The following is a 15,186-nucleotide window of genomic DNA, read 5'->3' as shown; positions in this document are numbered from 1 at the left end:
CCGCCCTTTTCGTGTCCGGCGATGGCACTCTGCCGATCAGGTCAACGCGATCGGCTTGCTCTTGCGCTCGGCAAGGCGCTTTTCCAGATAGTGGATGTTCTGCCCACCGGCCTGGAAGCCCTTGTCACGCATGATCCGCTGCTGCAGGGCAATGTTGGTCTTGATGCCATCGACCACCATCTCGCTCAGCGCCACCCGCATGCGGGCAATGGCGGTCTCGCGGTCCGGACCGTGCACGATCAGCTTGCCGATCATCGAGTCGTAGTTCGACGGCACGCGGTAGCCACTGTAGATGTGGGTATCGACGCGCACTCCGGGACCACCCGGTGCGTGGAAGCCGGTGATGGTGCCCGGGCTCGGCACGAAGGTTTCGGCGTCTTCGGCATTGATGCGGCACTCGATCGCGTGACCGGTCAGCACCACATCGCTCTGCTTGATCGACAGCTTCTGGCCGGCAGCGATCTTCAGCTGTTCGGCGACCAGGTCGATGCCGGTGACCATCTCGGTGACCGGATGCTCCACCTGGATGCGGGTGTTCATTTCGATGAAGTAGAAGCGGCCGTCTTCGTACAGGAACTCGAAGGTGCCGGCGCCGCGGTAGCCGATGCGGATGCAGGCTTCCACGCACACCTTGCCGATCTGCTCGCGCTGCTCGGCGGTGATGCCCGGTGCCGGTGCTTCCTCGACCACCTTCTGGTGACGACGCTGCATCGAGCAGTCGCGCTCGCCGAGGTGGATGGCGTTGCCCTGGCCGTCGGCCAGCACCTGGATCTCCACGTGGCGCGGGTTCTCCAGGAACTTCTCCATGTAGACCTCGCCATTGCCGAACGCGGCCTTGGCCTCGCTCTTGGTGGTTTCGATGGAGGTTTTCAGGGAAGCTTCGGCGTGCACCACGCGCATGCCGCGGCCACCGCCGCCGCCGGCCGCCTTGATGATGACCGGGTAGCCGATCTCACGGGCGATCTTGGTGTTGGCGACGATGTCGTCGCCCAGCGGGCCGCCCGAACCGGGCACGCACGGCACACCGGCCGACTTCATGGCACGGATCGCTTCGACCTTGTCGCCCATCAGGCGGATGGTGTCTGCCTTCGGGCCGATGAAGATGAAGCCGGACTCTTCCACGCGCTCGGCGAAGTTGGCGTTCTCGGACAGGAAGCCATAACCCGGGTGGATGGCCTGGGCGTCGGTGACCTCGGCCGCGGCGATCAACGCCGGGATGTTGAGGTAGCTTTCCGCCGACGGCGCCGGACCGATGCAGACCGATTCATCGGCCATGGCCACGTGCTTGAGATTGCGGTCGACCGTGGAGTGCACGGCCACCGTGCGGATGCCCAGGGTGTTGCACGCGCGCAGGATGCGCAGCGCGATTTCCCCTCGGTTGGCGATGACGACTTTGTCGAGCATGGCAGCCGCCCCTTAGCCGATCACGAACAGCGGCTGGTCGAATTCCACCGGCTGGCCGTTCTCGCCGAGGATGGCGACGATGGTGCCCGACGCATCGGCTTCGATCGGGTTGAACATCTTCATCGCTTCGATGATGGCCAGGGTCTCGCCGGCCTTGACCTGCTGGCCGATGCTGACGAACGCCGGCTTGTCCGGTGCGGACGAGGCATAGAAGGTGCCGACCATCGGCGAGCGCAGCACGTGGCCTTCCGGCAGCGCGTTGCCCGGCTTGGCGGTGCCGCCGGTGGAGGCTTCGGTCGGCGATTGCATCGGCATCGCCGGGGTGGCCGGCTGGGCAGCGGCCGGAGCGGCCATCATCATCTGCGGCGGGGCCTGCATCATGCCGTAGCCGGACACCGGAGCGCGCGACAGGCGCACCGACTCTTCGCCTTCCTTGATTTCGATTTCAGCCAGGTTCGACTCTTCCAGCAGGTCGATCAGCTTCTTGATTTTGCGGAGATCCATGGTGGCCTCTTTGCTCTTTGATGTCAGTGTGGTGGGAAGCGCGTTGCGCTCGGGTCAAAGCAGTTCGTAGAAGTCGCGCAGCTGCCGGGTACGGTCGCGCGCGAGGGTGATCAGGCAGCGCATCTGTGCGCCATTGCGCGCGGTGCCGTCGGAATTGAGGGCGTACACCGCTTGGCAGTCGTGGTCGCGCAGCTGCATCCATGCGCGCTGGGCCAGCACCAGTTCCTGTTCGGCGTTGCCGCAGTAGCTGCAGGTGCCGCCGTTGGCCGGCGTGCGCAGCTGCCTGCGTGCCTGGGCGTAGACGGTGTTGAGTTCAACGTCGGCGGCCGCTGCCACGTCCGAGGCGCACAGGTCGCTCTCCATCGTGGTGGTCGGATGCGCGCAGTCGATGCCCTCGTCCTTGCGGTCGAACGCGCTGGCAGCGCCGCACAGGCCGGCCCACAGCACTACGCTGGCGAGGACGCGCGACAGGCTCATGATGCGGCGGCGGCCTGCACGCGTGCCAATGCCGCGTCCATCGCATAGCGGTAACTGTCGGCACCGAAGCCACACACCACGCCCACCGCCTTGTCGCTGAAATAGCTGTGCTGGCGGAAGGGCTCGCGGGTATGCGGGTTGGACAGGTGGATCTCGATGAACGGCACCGCCACCGCCGCCAGCGCATCGCGCAGGGCAACCGAGGTATGGGTGAAGGCGGCCGGGTTGATCAGGATGAAGGCCGTTCCGTCGGTGCGTGCGGCCTGTACACGATCCACCAGGACGTGCTCGGCGTTGGACTGCAGGCTCTCCAGCGCATGACCTGCGGCAGCGGCCTGGGCGGCCAGCGCCTGGTCGATGTCGGCCAGCGTGGTGTGGCCGTAGACCTCCGGCTCGCGGCTGCCGAGCAGGTTGAGGTTGGGGCCATGCAGGACCAGCAGCTTCGCCATGGGATCCGATTGACGGGAAAGGGCGGCAGTCTGGCGGAAGCTGAGGATGCTGTCCAGTTCGGCGAAATTAGTGGTGTTTAAAGCGATCGTTTGAAAAGGCCGTGCGCCGCATGTCTGCTCACTATAGACAGTGGAAACTGCGCGTGCCGACCATCCCTCAGCCCCGGAGACTGCAGCCGGACCGCATTACGTTCGACACTGCGGAGGTTGCCAGGGTGTTCCTACACTGGGTCAACCCGCCATGTCGGCGCTCCTGGATGCTCGCGCCGTGCCCACCCCCATGCGATTGCCTGCAGTGCTGCTGGCGCTGCTGCCCTTGAATGCGCTGGCTGCCGAACAATGGATCGTTGCCACCGACCTGTGGGGCAGCAGGAACTACCAGACCCTGCAGGTGGACGTGCAGGACGGGCGTATCGCCGGCCGTCTGGACGCCGACCCGGTCACCGGCACCCTGGGTGCCGGGCAGATGGTATTCACCGCAACCGACAGCCAGGGCCAGCGCTACCAGTTCGACGGGCGCATTGACGGGGCGCGGATGCAGGGACAGAGCGATCAGCCGGATACCAACAACCGCGAGGCGCGTGCCGTCCACGCCTTCAGCGCCTGGAAAGTACCGGCGCGGGTTTCGACCGCACCTCAGCGCCATGTGTTCACGCCGACCGACTACTCCAATACGTTCAGCGCCGACCGGGCGCCGGTGCTGGTGATCTGGCCGGGGGACTCGGTGCAGACCCGTACGCTGGACTCCGGCGGCGTGGACGAGAAGGGCGTCACCCGCGCGCTGTTCGGCAATCCACAGGTCGGGCCGTTTTTCGTGGTCGGCGCCGAACCCGGCGACACGCTGGCGATCACGCTCACCTCGTTGAAGCTCAACCGTGACTACGCCGACAGCCTGGATGGCCTGGTGGGACGCTTGAAGACGCCGCGGGTGGCTGCCGAAGCCACTGGGCTGGGCAAGCGGGTGCGCTGGCAGCTGGACCGCAGCAGGGGCGTCGCCCGTCCGCAGGGCGCAAGTGGTGGCCTGCGGCATTTCGAAGTGCCGGTGAAGCCGATGCTCGGCGGCCTGGCGCTGGCGCCGGGCTTCGGCTACCCGCCGCTTTCAACCGGCGATACCAGTGACTTCGGCGGCAACATGGACTTCAACGCCGTGGTCGAAGGCAATACGGTCTACCTGCCCGTGCAGCAGCCTGGTGCCCTGATGTACCTGGGTGATGGCCACGCGCTCCAGGGTGATGGCGAAACCACGCAGTGGGCGCTGGAAACGTCGCTGGATGTGGTGGTGAAGGTCGAGCTGCTGAAGCAGCATGCGATCGCAACGCCACGGGTGGAATCGGCAACGCAGATCATGACCCTGGGCCAGGGGGGCTCCAGCGATGATGCGCTGCGCATCGCCACCTCGGGCATGCTGCAGTGGCTGCGCCAGGCCTATGGGTTGACGCTGTCCGAGGCGACCCAGGTGCTGGGCGTGGCGGTGCAGTACCAGGTGGCCAACCTGGCCGGGCGCAGTGTGGGCGTGGCGGCAAAGCTGGATAAGGCACTGTTGCAGGGGCTGCAGTTGCAGACGACAGTGGAACCGGGCCGCGCCGCCGTGAAGCCTGCTGCCAGGTGACCACTGCGCGGGCAGCAGCCGGGGAAGAAGTATCCAGCAGGAGTCCGTGATGAGTGCCGACGCCATCCGAAACCGCCGCGCTGCCTTCAGGGCGCTTCATGCCTCCGGTTGCTTCCTGCTGCCCAATCCATGGGACGTGGGCAGTGCGGTGGCGCTGGCGCGGCTGGGTGCCCAGGCACTGGCTACCACCAGTTCCGGCCATGCCTGGGCCCACGGGCAGCCTGACGGGGCGATGGGCCGCAGCGAGATCCTCGCTCATCTGCAGGCGATGGTGGCGGCGACCGATCTACCGGTGAACGCCGACTTCGAAGATGGTTTTGGCCCCAGCCCGGAGGCGGTGCACGAGAGCGTGTCGATGGCGATCGCTACCGGTGTGGCTGGCCTGTCGATCGAAGATTCCAGCGGCGATGCGGACCATCCGCTGCGCAGCATCGAAGACAGCGTGGCCCGGCTGCAGGCCGCGCGCCGTGCCATTGATGAAAGCGGGCACGACGTGATGCTGGTGGGGCGCGCGGAGAACTTCTTCGTCGGGCGACCCGATCTGGACGATACATTGGCTCGCATCCGCGCCTATGCGCAGGCGGGTGCCGACTGTCTGTATGCGCCCGGCATCCGGACCGCAGAGCAGATCCGCGCCGTGGTGGAGGCCGCCGGTGGCAAACCGGTCAACCTGCTGATCGGTGCGCCCGGCGTGATGACGCTGCAGCAGGCCGCCAGTCTGGGCGTGCGCCGGGTCAGTGTCGGCGGTGCGCTGGCCCGCAGCGCGTGGTCGGGCTTTCTCGACGCCTCCCGGCAGATGCTTGCCAGTGGATCATTCGATGCGCTGCCGGCCACCCCGTCCGGTGCCGAGCTCAACGGGTTGTTCAAGCCGTAGGTGCGTGCAGGCTAGTGCGGCGGCGTCGGCGGGGCGGCCGTCCTGCCGAGCGCTTCTCGCACCGCGCGCTGCAGGCCCTGCACATGGAACGGTTTGGCCAGGAAGGGCGCGCGCCGATGCCGGACCGGCACCAGCTGGTCGTATACCGCTGAAGCGAAAAGATAGGGGATGCCCAGTTCGAGCAGCCGATCGGCCACAGGGAATACCACGCCATCACGAAGTTCCACGTCCAGCACGGCGCCATCGAAGTGGCCACTGTCGAGCATGCCCAATGCCTCGAAGACGCTGTTGGCGTGGGCGATTTCGTTGCCTTCGTCGGTCAGGGCCTGTTCCATCAGATCTGCCAGATCGAGCTGGTCTTCCACAAGGAGCAGGCGGGGTAGCGGTGCGGGTCGTTCGTTGTTGCTCTGCATGGTGTGTTGTCGTGCGAATGCTGCGTTGGTCCGGCAAGCATCCGCTTACCGGCATCAAGGCCGTGGCAGCCCGGTGTGGCTGTGATGTGCACAACAGCGACAGCAGCGCGCAACAGCATTCCACCGATGGTGCTGGTGCTGGCTGCAATCGTAGTTACCATTGGTAACTAGTGAACAGCAGAGCCCCATCATGCATACCCATATTGTCGTGGCACATCCTGACCCGGCCTCGCTCACCCACGCGGTCGCCGCGCGGATCGGTGAGGCCATCGCCAACGCCGATGCCGGCAATACGGTCACCTCGGTGGATCTGATGGCCGAAGGCTTCGATCCACGTTTCAACGCCCAGGACCACGCGTTCTTCCGCAGGACCACGACGCTGCCGGCCGATGTCGCCGCCGAGCACGCCCGGCTGGATGCGGCCGATGCGCTGGTGCTGGTCTACCCGCTCTACTGGTGGTCGTTCCCGGCGCTGCTGAAGGGATGGATCGACCGCGTCTTCACCCAGGGCTGGGCCTATGACGAAGGTGCCGACGGCAAGGTGGAAAAAAAGCTGCAGCGTCTGCAGGTGCATCTGGTCGGGCTGGGCGGCGCGGGCCAGCAGATGATCGACCGGCGTGGCTATGGCGCGGCGATGAAGACCCAGATCGACCAGGGCATCTTCGACTACTGCGGGGCGCCGGTGCTGTCCTCCACGCTGCTGCTGGACGCCGACAGCGGCATGGCCGAAGCGCATCTGCAGACGGCAGTGGACATCGGACGTAAGATCGGAACCCCCGCGCCCTGACGATCTCCCTTGCCTTCCAGACCTGCCGCGCCCGAGCCCCGTCGCCGCCTGACCCGTGAACAGCGCGCCCGGCAGCTGCTGGACGTGGCGTGGGCGCTGGTTGGCGAAGAGGGCACCGATGCGCTGACCCTGGCCCGCCTGGCCGAGGCGGCCGGTGTCACCAAGCCGCTGGCCTACGACCACTTCGAAACCCGCAACGGCCTGCTGGCCGCGCTGTATGCCGACTATGACCACAAGCAGACCGTGGTCTTCGACGACCGCATCGGCAGTGCGAAGGCGCGGCTGAAGGATCGCGCGCATGCCATCGCCTCGGGCTACATCGATTGTGTGCTGTCGCAGGGCAGCGAGATCCAGGACATTCTCGCCGCGTTGGCCGGGTCACCGGAACTGCGTGCGGTACGCCGTTGCTATCAGCAGGATTTCATCGACAAGTGCGCGCGGTGGCTGGGCCCGTTCGCAGTAGGCGAGGCCGTGCCGGCTACCGGGCTGTGGGCCATTCTCGGTGCCGCCGAAACCCTGTCTGAAGCGGTTGCGGCCGGTGCGGTGGAACACACGGCTGCCGAGGCCGAGCTGGAGCGCGTGATCGTCGCCATCGTCAAGCGTGGCAGCTGAATCGTGTGGGCGAAGCGGCCTAGAGTTGCTCGACGCTGACTGATGGCAGTGGCACGTCACGCGGCAGGTCCGGCAACAGCTGTCGCAGCAGCTCCGGCATTGCCTGCATGGCGGCACCATCGATGTAGCGCCACTGCGTACCACCGACCTGCCGGATGGCGACCATGAAGGTGAGGCTTTTCACTGTCTGTGCGTCGGTGGTGAATACCGTGGTCCGCGGCACGAAGCAGACTTCTTCGTCGCCGGCAGCGTAGGTGCGGGTCGGTTCGCCGACATCATCGCTGATGACCTTCAGGCCCATGTCGCCGAGTGCCTTCATCGCATCGCGCGCGGCTTTCGCATACGCCGCGTCGCCGCCAGCGAAGCGCTTCACGCTGGGATGGCTGCGCTCGATCATGGCATCGGTATCGCCACGCGCGAAGGTGGAGAGCAGAGAACGCACATCCTGCTGCAGCGCGTCGGTCTCGGCAGGGCTGAGTTCGCCGGCATGGGTGATTGCAGCGGCGAACATGCAGGACAGCGCAAGCATCCAGCACAACAGTCGTCGATCCATCGGTGGGGGTACTCCTTCGGGCGCTGGACTATAGAGCGCATTGCCCGTGGTGTCTGCCCAGCCTGCCGGTCACGCGCGTTGGGCGTCGGCCATTCCGGCGCTGGCGAAGCCTGCATCAAGCTGCGCACGTACCTGCTCATCGCGCGACGCACGGGAATCAGCACCCAGCACCACGGTGATCAGGCGCAGTGGCAGCGCGTGCCCAGCGCACCTGCGACGGGCGGTGGCTGCCAGGCAGAAGCCTGCAGCCTGTGTGTAACCGGTCTTCAAACCATCCACGCCGTCTTCGCCCAGCAGCGCATTCTGGTTGGCCTTGTGCAGGGTGCGGTGCACGAAGCTGCGCTGTGCGGTGATCGCCAGCAGATCGGGGTAGCGGCCAAGCACCTGCGCGGCCAATATCGCCATGTCGCGTGCGGTCGACAGATGCCCCGGGGTAGTGATGCCGGACACGGAAATGAAGTGCGTATCGTGCAGGCCCAGCGCTCGCGCGTGATCGTTCATGTGCTGCGCGAACGCCGCGTGCGATCCGGCCAGGTGACGGGCCAGGGCGAGCGCGGCATCGTTGCCGGAGACCACCATCAGGCCCTCCAGCAGTCTGCCGAGGACGATGCTTTCGCCGGGCACCAGGCCCATCCGTGTTTCATCGTCGGCCACCTCGTGCACGTCGCGCGGATCGATGGTGATCATGTCCGACCACGAACCGCCCGACTGCGCGAGCAGGTCGTAGGCGGTGTAGGCGGTCATCAGCTTGGTCAGCGAGGCCGGTGGTCGTCGCAGATCCGCGTGCTGCTGCTGCAGGATGTCGAGCGAGACGGCATCGATCGTGATCGATGACACGGGCGGGCGAGGGGCGTGCGATGAAGGCATGGTCGCGCAAGCGTAGCCGGAACTACGCATGCCGTGGGCATTGCCTGCACATCCTGCGAATACCCGCCACGCGATCCTGTGGAAATGGATTCCGACATCCGCATCGATGGCCGCGTGTTCGCCTACGTCTTTCCCTGTGCCTGGGAGGACTACGCGAAGATCGGCTTCTCGCGCGATCCGCTGGGCCGGATCAGTGCGCTGCATCGGCGCTGGTTCGAGTTCTTCGATCTGGAAGCAGGCGCGCTGGTCGAGGCGGAATCAGAGCGGGATGCGCGTGACCTGGAACTGCACTTGCGCCGGCCCTTCAAGCTGCATCGTGCGCCGGCACCGATGACGGTGCAGGACAAGGCCGGTGGGCACACCGAGTGGGTGCGCGGGGCCAACGCTGCATTGGCCGAGGCTGTGCAAGCGCTGGCGCAGCAGGGCTATCACACCTATCCGCTGCGGCTGTGGCTGCGGGCTGCAATGGTCCAGCGCCTGGACCGGTTGCATGACTGGGCTGCAGTGCAGGTGCCGGAAGAGGAAAGCCTGCGTTCGCCCGTCGGCGTGGCCGCACTGCGCGACGCCATCGATGCGTATCGCGCGCTCGCTATCGATCCGCAGCCGTTGTTGCCCGATCACCTGCAGCGCGGGTGGTGACACTGCCCGGGGCGGCCGGGGTGTTGCCCGGACGGGGTGCCCGGCGTGCATCGGGCGCTGCGGGAACGGGGCTGGCCAGGCGCTGGGCCAGGGCAACGTTGGTCACATGACCCTGCAGGAACAACAGACCGCTGAAGATGTTCATGATCGTGCCTCCACTTGAGTGGAATGCACGATACGGGCAGCATGGCGGTGCAAAAAGCGACATTTCCGCAAGGTCGACTTGAGAGGAATTCAAGGCTTATGTCCCGCCCACCGCTGCATGCCCTGCAGGGCTTCGTCGCTGCCGCACGCCTGGGCAACCTGTCCCGCGCCGCCGCGTCGATGAACCTGACGGTCAGTGCGCTCAGCCATCAGATGCGCCAGCTCGAGGAACGCCTGGGCCAGCCGCTGCTGATACGGCAGGCACGCGGTGTTGCCTTGACCCTGGAAGGGCAGCGCCTGCTGGATCAGATCGGCCCCCACCTGGATGCGATCAACGAAGCCTTCCAGCCCTACGCCGCGCGACCGGAGCATGTGCTCACCCTCAGCGCCGTGCCGTCGATGGCCAGCGCCTGGCTGGTGCCACGCCTGGGCAACTTCGTGGCCGCGCATCCGCAGATCGAAATCAATCTGCAGTCGAGCGAGCGACTGATCGACTTCGACCGGCAACTGCAGTTCGACGCAGCACTGCGGCTGGGCAGCGGACAATGGCCGGGGCTGGTGGTGGAACCGTTGTTCGACGAATGGCTGCTGCCCATGGCCAGCCCGGCACTGATCGAGCGCATGGGCGGCATCGGCCACCTGCCGTTGGCACAGTGGCCGCTGCTGGGAGACCCCGACGGCGCGTGGGGTGCATGGTTCGCGCTGACCGGGCAGCGCCCGCCGGCGCGGTACGTGGCGGTGCTGGATGATTCCGAAGCCCACCATCGCGCCGCACTGGACGGCGTCGGTGTTGCCCTGGGACGGGTGACGCGGGCGCGGCTGCTGCTGGATTCCGGCCAGTTGGTTGCGTTGTCGGACCGGCGCCTGAAAACCGCATGGCCGCATTGGCTGGTGTATCCGCAGCGCTCGGTGCGGCACCGTGGTTTCCTGGCCTTCCGCGAATGGTTGCACGCCCAGGCGGCCGAGCATGTGCGGCACATGCAGGCCGCAGACGCGGGGTAGCGCCACGCGGGCAGGCGCGACGCCATGGAGTGTGCGTCACCGCAACAGCGTGACTGCCTGCCCGGCACGCGCGAAGGCCTCGCCCAGCAGCGGCCCGGCCTTGATCGCCTGCACTTCCGCGAACAGCGCCTGCAACGCCGCTGCGGGTCGTGCGACGGGCGCGGCAACCGCTTGCTGGATGACGGTGAAGCGATCGGCCAGCACGCGATGGCCGGGATGTGCCTGCGCCCAGGCCAGAAGGGGCTGGCGTACGCCGGCCGCTGCATCCAGCCGCTGCTGGTCGAACAGGGTGATGGCCGCGGCCGAGGTGTCGGCACGTTCAATCGCCGCGTGCCGCAGCTCACGGCTGAGGAACAGATCGTAGGCGGCGCCGCGTCCCACCGCGATGCGCAGCCCGTTGCGATCAAGGTCTGCAACCCGGTGCGCTGGACTGTCATCGCGCACCAGATAGGTGCCTTCGATCTCCACATACGGCGCGCTGAAGGCAATGCGGTCGGCACGTGCCGGGTCCACCGCCAGGAAGGCCAGATCCCATGCATCGTCGCTCGCCGCTGCAACCACCGATGCGGCCGCGTCGTGGCAACTGAAGCGTGCCTGCACACCCAGCCGCTGTGCCAGCGCGGTGGCCAGTTCCACCGACGGCCCACGCGGTGAATTGGCGTCGCCCTGGGCCAGCACCGGGTTGCCCAGGTTGATGGCAACGCGCAGGTGGCCCAACGGGGCCAGGGCATGACGGTGATCGGCCAGGGACATGGGCGCTTCCAGTACGATGGCAGGCTGTCCAGCATGCCAGTCGGGGCCGTATCGTGCAGTGCACAGGGCTGCGATGCTGCCTTTCATCAACCTGCACGCCGAGCACGATCACCATGAATCCCATCCTGCATGTTGAAGTTCCGGTCGCCGATCTCGAACGCGCCGTGATGTTCTACGAGCACTGGCTGCAGGTACGCATCGAAGCGCCGATCGACCTGCATGACTGCCGGATGGCCTACCTGTCGTTCAACGACGACGCCGCAGGTGCCAGCATGGCGCTGGTGCACGGCACCGACTACGTGCCGTCGGAGCAGGGCCCGCGCATCTACCTGGGCGTGGACGATGTGGATCGGAGCCTGCAGCGTGCCCTGCAGGCCGGCGCGGTGCTGTGCTTTGGCCCGGCCGTGGCGGGTGGCTGGCGGGTAGCCGAGATCCGCGACAGCGAGGGCAACCGGATTGCTCTGCAGGCACCCGTCAACCCATAGCCGCAAGCACAGCAGCCGAGCATTGCGCGGCGCTACACGGATGTGGCCTGTGATCGCTGCAGCCAGTCGGCGATGGCCGGATCCAACCGCGGATCGTCGGGGAGGCGCATGCCGAAGCCCTGCTGCAGCACCTCACGCACGTCCTGCACATCCCGCAGCGGGCGCTTGGCCGGCGCCTGGCCCGGGCGGTATTCGGTGTAGTTGCCGCTGCCGATGGTGCGTCGCCAATCCGGCCCGGTCAGTGATGCACGCAGCTGGCCGGGAAAGCTCGACTGCGGATGCGTGCACACGTACCAGTTGCCTACCTCGTTGTCGATCGGCGCCGGTGGCTGCAGGTCGAAGCGGTACAGCGCCCGCCAGTCATCCCCCGCCTCGGCGGCGAGCATGAAGTCGCCATCATCCAGCGTCTGCACGCGGTAACGCTCGTGCGGTGTGTCCTGCACTGCGGTCTCGTGCAGGCGCAGCGGTACGGTCGGGGTCAGGCTGCCGAAGCCGGTATCGACCAGCCAATCCTCTTCCTGCAGACGCACCCGCAGGAGCAGATGCGTACACGCAGTCAGCTCGCCCTCGGTGGCCGACAGCAGCACGCGTGCACTCAGTGGCTGCGCATCGAAGCCCAAGGCCTGCAGCAGCGCCAGGAACGCGCCATTGAGTTCGAAGCAGTAACCGCCGCGCTGCGCGTGCAGCAGCTTGTGCTGGACGCTGTCCAGGTCGATTGCCACCGCGTCGCGCAGCAGGCTGGTCAGGGTCTCGAACGGCAGCAGGGCGTTGTGGCGCTGCTGCAGCAGGGTCAGCCCGGCCAGGGTGAGCGGGGGCGGGGCATCCAGCTGCAGGCGCTGCAGGTAGCGGGGGACGTCGATGGGCATGGCAGGCATCACGGGCGGGGGGCTCCACTGTGATACCGCAACCGGGGTTGAGGTCAAGCGCATCCCGCCGGTGTCATCCCCCGGTCGTCTGCGGCCGGTACAACAGCGACAACTGCCCGCCGCTCGTAGCAGGAATCAATCCGGGGCTAAAGTTCTGCTGCAACCAGTCGATAAAGGTGCGTCCTTCCGCCTGGAGTCTGTCATGTCGGCCGTCGTTCCCCACCTTCGGTCCCTGCGTAGCCGCGTTGCCGGCTTGCGTTCCCGTTTCCCTGGCCTGCTGCGCTGGTTGCAGCCCCATCGGCTGAGCGTCGCCGACAAGCTCAAGGCGACCCTGCTGGTCTGCAGCCTGGGCCTGGTGGCCATTGCCGCCGTCCATGCCTGGACCAGCCATGCGAGCAAGCAGGCGGCGCGCGATCAGGCCAGCTACCAGCACGGCAGTGACCGCGTCGCTTCGCTGGCAGCGCGGGTGGCCGAGGCCCGGCGCCTGCAGACCCAGTATGCGCGAAGTTTCGACGATGCCGACCGCAGCCAGTTGCTGGCCACGCAACGGATGTTGAAGCAGGATCTGCAGGCGTTGCGTGCAATGCCGATGGATGCGGGTCGGCGCAAGGTGCTGCAGGCGATGACTGAAGCCGTCGACGCATTCTCACAGGGCATCGCCGCGTTGTTCGAGCGGGTGGATGAGATGGGGCGCGGCGACGCAGGCCTGGCCGCGCAGCTGCAGCAGTCCGCCGACGCACTGCAGGCACAGGTGGACGCGCTGGAGCGCCCTGCGCTTTCCCTGCATGTGCAGCGGATGCGGCGGCAGGAAGCGCTGCTGCTGCTCGATGGCGATTCCACCCACGCCGATCGTGCCAGCGAAGAAAAGCTGCCCTTCGATCTGGCATTGGCGGGCCTGCCAGCCGAGGTGCAGGAGCAGGTGCGCATGGGCATGGAGGCCTACCAGGCCGCGCTGCTGGGCTATACCGCCGCGCGTGTCGGCCTGGACGTGGAAGCACAGTCGCTGCTCGAGACGGCGGCAGCCGTGGGCCCGGCACTGGCCGCATTCCAGCAGGCGCAAAGTGTGGCCCTGGCCCAGGCGCAGCTTCGTCAGCAGTCGGGTGCACGGATGGCCAGCGTGCTGTTTGTGGCCACTCTGCTGCTGGTGGCCGGTGTGCTGATCACCAGCCTGGTGCTGGTCGTCCGCGCGGTGCGTCGACCGATCCAGGACACCCTGCGTTTCGCTGGCGATATCGCCGATGATCGGCTCGACACCACGCTGCGCGTGCACAACGCCAACGATGAGATCGGTCAGCTTGCGCAGTGCCTGGTCGACATGCAGCAACGCCTGCGTGCGCGGATCGAAACCGAGCGCGCGGTTGCGCGCGGCAATACGCGCGTGCGGCAGGCGCTGGACAGCGCGCAGACCGGCTTGATGGTGGTCGACGCGGAAGGGCAGGTGGCCTACGCCAATCCAGCGCTGCTGCAGCTGCTGGATCTTCCCGCAGAGACGTTGCTTGGCAGCGACGCGGTCCGCCTGCACCCGGTACTGGCGGGGCTGATTGGTGTCCGTCAGCGCGAAGAGCGCGAGATCGGCCACGCCGGCACCCGCTACCAGCTGATCGCCAACGCCATCGTCGAGGACGACCACTTCCTCGGCGTGGCAGTGGAATGGCGCAGCCGCGCGCTGGAGACACTGCTGGAAACCGAAGTGGCGGCACTGGTCGACGCGGCGGCGCATGGCGAGCTGCAGGGGCGCATCGTACTGGAGGGCAAGCAGGGCTTCGTGCGCACGCTGTCGACCAGCATCAATCGCCTGCTGTCCACCTTCGAGGCCAACCTCGGCGATCTGCAGGCGCTGCTGGCCGCACTGGCACGCGGCGACCTGAGCGTGCGCCTGGAGGGCGACCTGCAGGGCGTGTTCGCCCGCATGCGTGACGATGCCAACGCCACCGTCGCGCAGCTGGGCCACATCGTCACCCGCATCCAGCAGGCCACCGTCCGCCTGGATGTGGGGGTGGGTGAAATCGTTGCCGGCCATCACGATCTTTCCCAGCGCACGGAACAGCAGGCCGCCAACCTGGAAGAAACCGCTGCATCGATGCATGAACTGACCGATACCGTCGGCCGCAACGCCGATGCGACGGAGCGCGCCGATGGACTGGTACGTGAGGCCGCCCGGGTTGCCGAGCGCGGCGGCACCGCGGTCGGCCAGGTGGTGGCCACCATGCAGGGCATCAGCAACGCATCGCGGCGCATCGGCGACATCATCCAGCTGATCGATGGCATCGCTTTCCAGACCAATATCCTTGCCCTCAACGCGGCAGTGGAGGCCGCGCGTGCAGGCGAGCAGGGCCGAAGCTTCGCGGTGGTGGCGGCCGAAGTGCGCTTGCTGGCCCAGCGCAGTGCTGATGCCGCCAAGCAGATCAAGGGGCTGATCGAGGATTCGGTGACGCGGGTCGACCAGGGCAGTACGCAGGCCGAGCAGGCGGGTACGACGATGGACGAGATCGTCAGCAGCGTGCAGCAGTTGGCCGGCCTGCTGGCCGGTATCCGCAGTGCCTCGCACGACCAGCATGCGGGCATTGCCCAGGTAAACCAGACCGTCGTACAGATGGAGGCCAGCACGCAGCGCAATGCGAGCCTGGTGGAAGAGGCCGGCGCGTCGACTGCGCAGATGCAGACCCAGGTGCGTGCGCTGGCCGAAGCGGTGGCCGCGTTCCGGCTGCAGCCCGAGCGCCGGTCACGGGCGGCGGCGTGATGGCCTGA

General features: G+C 66.9%; 17 protein-coding genes. 8 read left to right on the top strand and 9 right to left on the bottom strand.

Annotated elements, in window-relative coordinates; all coding sequences use genetic code 11:
- Positions 1-36 precede the first annotated feature (36 nt).
- Genes accC through aroQ form a run of 4 tightly spaced genes read right to left on the bottom strand, consistent with a single transcriptional unit; the run spans position 37 to position 2,834 of the window.
- Positions 37-1,404, bottom strand: a complete 1,368-nt coding sequence (gene accC, locus AC1DCU_RS18095; protein ID WP_032976444.1) for an acetyl-CoA carboxylase biotin carboxylase subunit — start codon at positions 1,402-1,404, stop codon at positions 37-39.
- A gap of 12 nt (positions 1,405-1,416) precedes the next feature.
- On the bottom strand, positions 1,417-1,908 hold the full coding sequence (gene accB, locus AC1DCU_RS18090) for an acetyl-CoA carboxylase biotin carboxyl carrier protein (RefSeq protein ID WP_025878628.1): 492 nt from the start codon (positions 1,906-1,908) through the stop codon (positions 1,417-1,419).
- A gap of 54 nt (positions 1,909-1,962) precedes the next feature.
- Complete coding sequence (locus AC1DCU_RS18085) at positions 1,963-2,385, bottom strand: lysozyme inhibitor LprI family protein (RefSeq protein ID WP_032976445.1); 423 nt, start codon at positions 2,383-2,385, stop codon at positions 1,963-1,965.
- Positions 2,382-2,834 carry a type II 3-dehydroquinate dehydratase gene (gene aroQ / locus AC1DCU_RS18080; protein WP_025878630.1) on the bottom strand — a complete coding sequence of 151 codons (453 nt, stop codon included), beginning with the start codon at positions 2,832-2,834 and terminating at the stop codon, positions 2,382-2,384. The genes AC1DCU_RS18085 and aroQ overlap by 4 nt, the downstream gene beginning before the upstream one ends.
- A gap of 268 nt (positions 2,835-3,102) precedes the next feature.
- Between aroQ and AC1DCU_RS18075 the strand changes: the two genes are divergently transcribed.
- Both AC1DCU_RS18075 and AC1DCU_RS18070 read left to right on the top strand, forming a co-directional pair.
- Positions 3,103-4,443, top strand: a complete 1,341-nt coding sequence (locus AC1DCU_RS18075; RefSeq protein ID WP_200867507.1) for an acetamidase/formamidase family protein — start codon at positions 3,103-3,105, stop codon at positions 4,441-4,443.
- A gap of 46 nt (positions 4,444-4,489) precedes the next feature.
- Positions 4,490-5,317, top strand: a complete 828-nt coding sequence (locus tag AC1DCU_RS18070) for an isocitrate lyase/PEP mutase family protein (protein ID WP_200867508.1) — start codon at positions 4,490-4,492, stop codon at positions 5,315-5,317.
- Between the two features lie 11 nt (positions 5,318-5,328).
- Here AC1DCU_RS18070 and AC1DCU_RS18065 read toward each other — a convergent pair whose 3' ends face one another.
- Positions 5,329-5,730, bottom strand: a complete 402-nt coding sequence (locus tag AC1DCU_RS18065; RefSeq protein WP_025878633.1) for a response regulator — start codon at positions 5,728-5,730, stop codon at positions 5,329-5,331.
- A gap of 190 nt (positions 5,731-5,920) precedes the next feature.
- Between AC1DCU_RS18065 and AC1DCU_RS18060 the strand changes: the two genes are divergently transcribed.
- Both AC1DCU_RS18060 and AC1DCU_RS18055 read left to right on the top strand, forming a co-directional pair.
- Positions 5,921-6,517, top strand: a complete 597-nt coding sequence (locus AC1DCU_RS18060) for an NAD(P)H-dependent oxidoreductase (protein ID WP_025878634.1) — start codon at positions 5,921-5,923, stop codon at positions 6,515-6,517.
- 48 nt (positions 6,518-6,565) lie between these two features.
- Complete coding sequence (locus AC1DCU_RS18055) at positions 6,566-7,129, top strand: TetR/AcrR family transcriptional regulator (protein ID WP_051585022.1); 564 nt, start codon at positions 6,566-6,568, stop codon at positions 7,127-7,129.
- A gap of 19 nt (positions 7,130-7,148) precedes the next feature.
- Here AC1DCU_RS18055 and AC1DCU_RS18050 read toward each other — a convergent pair whose 3' ends face one another.
- Together AC1DCU_RS18050 and AC1DCU_RS18045 are read right to left on the bottom strand one after the other, a co-directional pair.
- Positions 7,149-7,682, bottom strand: a complete 534-nt coding sequence (locus tag AC1DCU_RS18050) for a hypothetical protein (RefSeq protein ID WP_032976450.1) — start codon at positions 7,680-7,682, stop codon at positions 7,149-7,151.
- 69 nt (positions 7,683-7,751) lie between these two features.
- On the bottom strand, positions 7,752-8,549 hold the full coding sequence (locus AC1DCU_RS18045) for a D-alanyl-D-alanine carboxypeptidase family protein (protein WP_032976451.1): 798 nt from the start codon (positions 8,547-8,549) through the stop codon (positions 7,752-7,754).
- A gap of 84 nt (positions 8,550-8,633) precedes the next feature.
- On the opposite strand from AC1DCU_RS18045, the gene AC1DCU_RS18040 reads away from it, so the two are divergent.
- Complete coding sequence (locus AC1DCU_RS18040; RefSeq protein ID WP_032976452.1) at positions 8,634-9,188, top strand: GIY-YIG nuclease family protein; 555 nt, start codon at positions 8,634-8,636, stop codon at positions 9,186-9,188.
- 243 nt (positions 9,189-9,431) lie between these two features.
- Complete coding sequence (locus AC1DCU_RS18035; RefSeq protein ID WP_032976453.1) at positions 9,432-10,334, top strand: LysR substrate-binding domain-containing protein; 903 nt, start codon at positions 9,432-9,434, stop codon at positions 10,332-10,334.
- A 36-nt stretch (positions 10,335-10,370) separates the two neighbouring features.
- On the opposite strand, the gene AC1DCU_RS18030 is transcribed toward AC1DCU_RS18035, so the two are convergent.
- Positions 10,371-11,087 (bottom strand): transporter substrate-binding domain-containing protein, encoded by a 717-nt coding sequence (locus AC1DCU_RS18030; RefSeq protein WP_442252200.1) that lies wholly within the window; start codon positions 11,085-11,087, stop codon positions 10,371-10,373.
- A 113-nt stretch (positions 11,088-11,200) separates the two neighbouring features.
- On the opposite strand from AC1DCU_RS18030, the gene AC1DCU_RS18025 reads away from it, so the two are divergent.
- A complete protein-coding gene (locus AC1DCU_RS18025) occupies positions 11,201-11,572 on the top strand; it encodes a VOC family protein (RefSeq protein ID WP_442252199.1) in 372 nt (123 codons plus the stop codon).
- A 32-nt stretch (positions 11,573-11,604) separates the two neighbouring features.
- Here the strand turns inward: AC1DCU_RS18025 and AC1DCU_RS18020 are convergent, their stop codons facing one another.
- Positions 11,605-12,438, bottom strand: coding sequence for an arylamine N-acetyltransferase family protein (locus AC1DCU_RS18020; RefSeq protein WP_442252198.1), 834 nt, complete (start codon positions 12,436-12,438; stop codon positions 11,605-11,607).
- A gap of 202 nt (positions 12,439-12,640) precedes the next feature.
- Here AC1DCU_RS18020 and AC1DCU_RS18015 point away from each other — a divergent pair, with 202 nt between their 5' ends.
- Positions 12,641-15,178, top strand: coding sequence for a methyl-accepting chemotaxis protein (locus AC1DCU_RS18015; protein ID WP_478013604.1), 2,538 nt, complete (start codon positions 12,641-12,643; stop codon positions 15,176-15,178).
- Positions 15,179-15,186 lie beyond the last annotated feature (8 nt).

Source organism: Stenotrophomonas sp. 10L48, assembly GCF_056395105.1.
This window is presented reverse-complemented; position numbering and strand designations above follow the sequence as displayed.

Coding starts and splice junctions, on each gene's coding strand:
- AC1DCU_RS18040 (WP_032976452.1), top strand. CDS start 8,634: ATGGATTCCGACATCCGCATCGATGGCCGCGTGTTCGCCTACGTCTTT.
- accC (WP_032976444.1), bottom strand. CDS start 1,404: ATGCTCGACAAAGTCGTCATCGCCAACCGAGGGGAAATCGCGCTGCGC.
- AC1DCU_RS18035 (WP_032976453.1), top strand. CDS start 9,432: ATGTCCCGCCCACCGCTGCATGCCCTGCAGGGCTTCGTCGCTGCCGCA.
- AC1DCU_RS18085 (WP_032976445.1), bottom strand. CDS start 2,385: ATGAGCCTGTCGCGCGTCCTCGCCAGCGTAGTGCTGTGGGCCGGCCTG.
- AC1DCU_RS18015 (WP_478013604.1), top strand. CDS start 12,641: ATGTCGGCCGTCGTTCCCCACCTTCGGTCCCTGCGTAGCCGCGTTGCC.
- AC1DCU_RS18050 (WP_032976450.1), bottom strand. CDS start 7,682: ATGGATCGACGACTGTTGTGCTGGATGCTTGCGCTGTCCTGCATGTTC.
- AC1DCU_RS18060 (WP_025878634.1), top strand. CDS start 5,921: ATGCATACCCATATTGTCGTGGCACATCCTGACCCGGCCTCGCTCACC.
- AC1DCU_RS18030 (WP_442252200.1), bottom strand. CDS start 11,087: ATGTCCCTGGCCGATCACCGTCATGCCCTGGCCCCGTTGGGCCACCTG.
- AC1DCU_RS18045 (WP_032976451.1), bottom strand. CDS start 8,549: ATGCCTTCATCGCACGCCCCTCGCCCGCCCGTGTCATCGATCACGATC.
- aroQ (WP_025878630.1), bottom strand. CDS start 2,834: ATGGCGAAGCTGCTGGTCCTGCATGGCCCCAACCTCAACCTGCTCGGC.
- accB (WP_025878628.1), bottom strand. CDS start 1,908: ATGGATCTCCGCAAAATCAAGAAGCTGATCGACCTGCTGGAAGAGTCG.
- AC1DCU_RS18025 (WP_442252199.1), top strand. CDS start 11,201: ATGAATCCCATCCTGCATGTTGAAGTTCCGGTCGCCGATCTCGAACGC.
- AC1DCU_RS18065 (WP_025878633.1), bottom strand. CDS start 5,730: ATGCAGAGCAACAACGAACGACCCGCACCGCTACCCCGCCTGCTCCTT.
- AC1DCU_RS18020 (WP_442252198.1), bottom strand. CDS start 12,438: ATGCCCATCGACGTCCCCCGCTACCTGCAGCGCCTGCAGCTGGATGCC.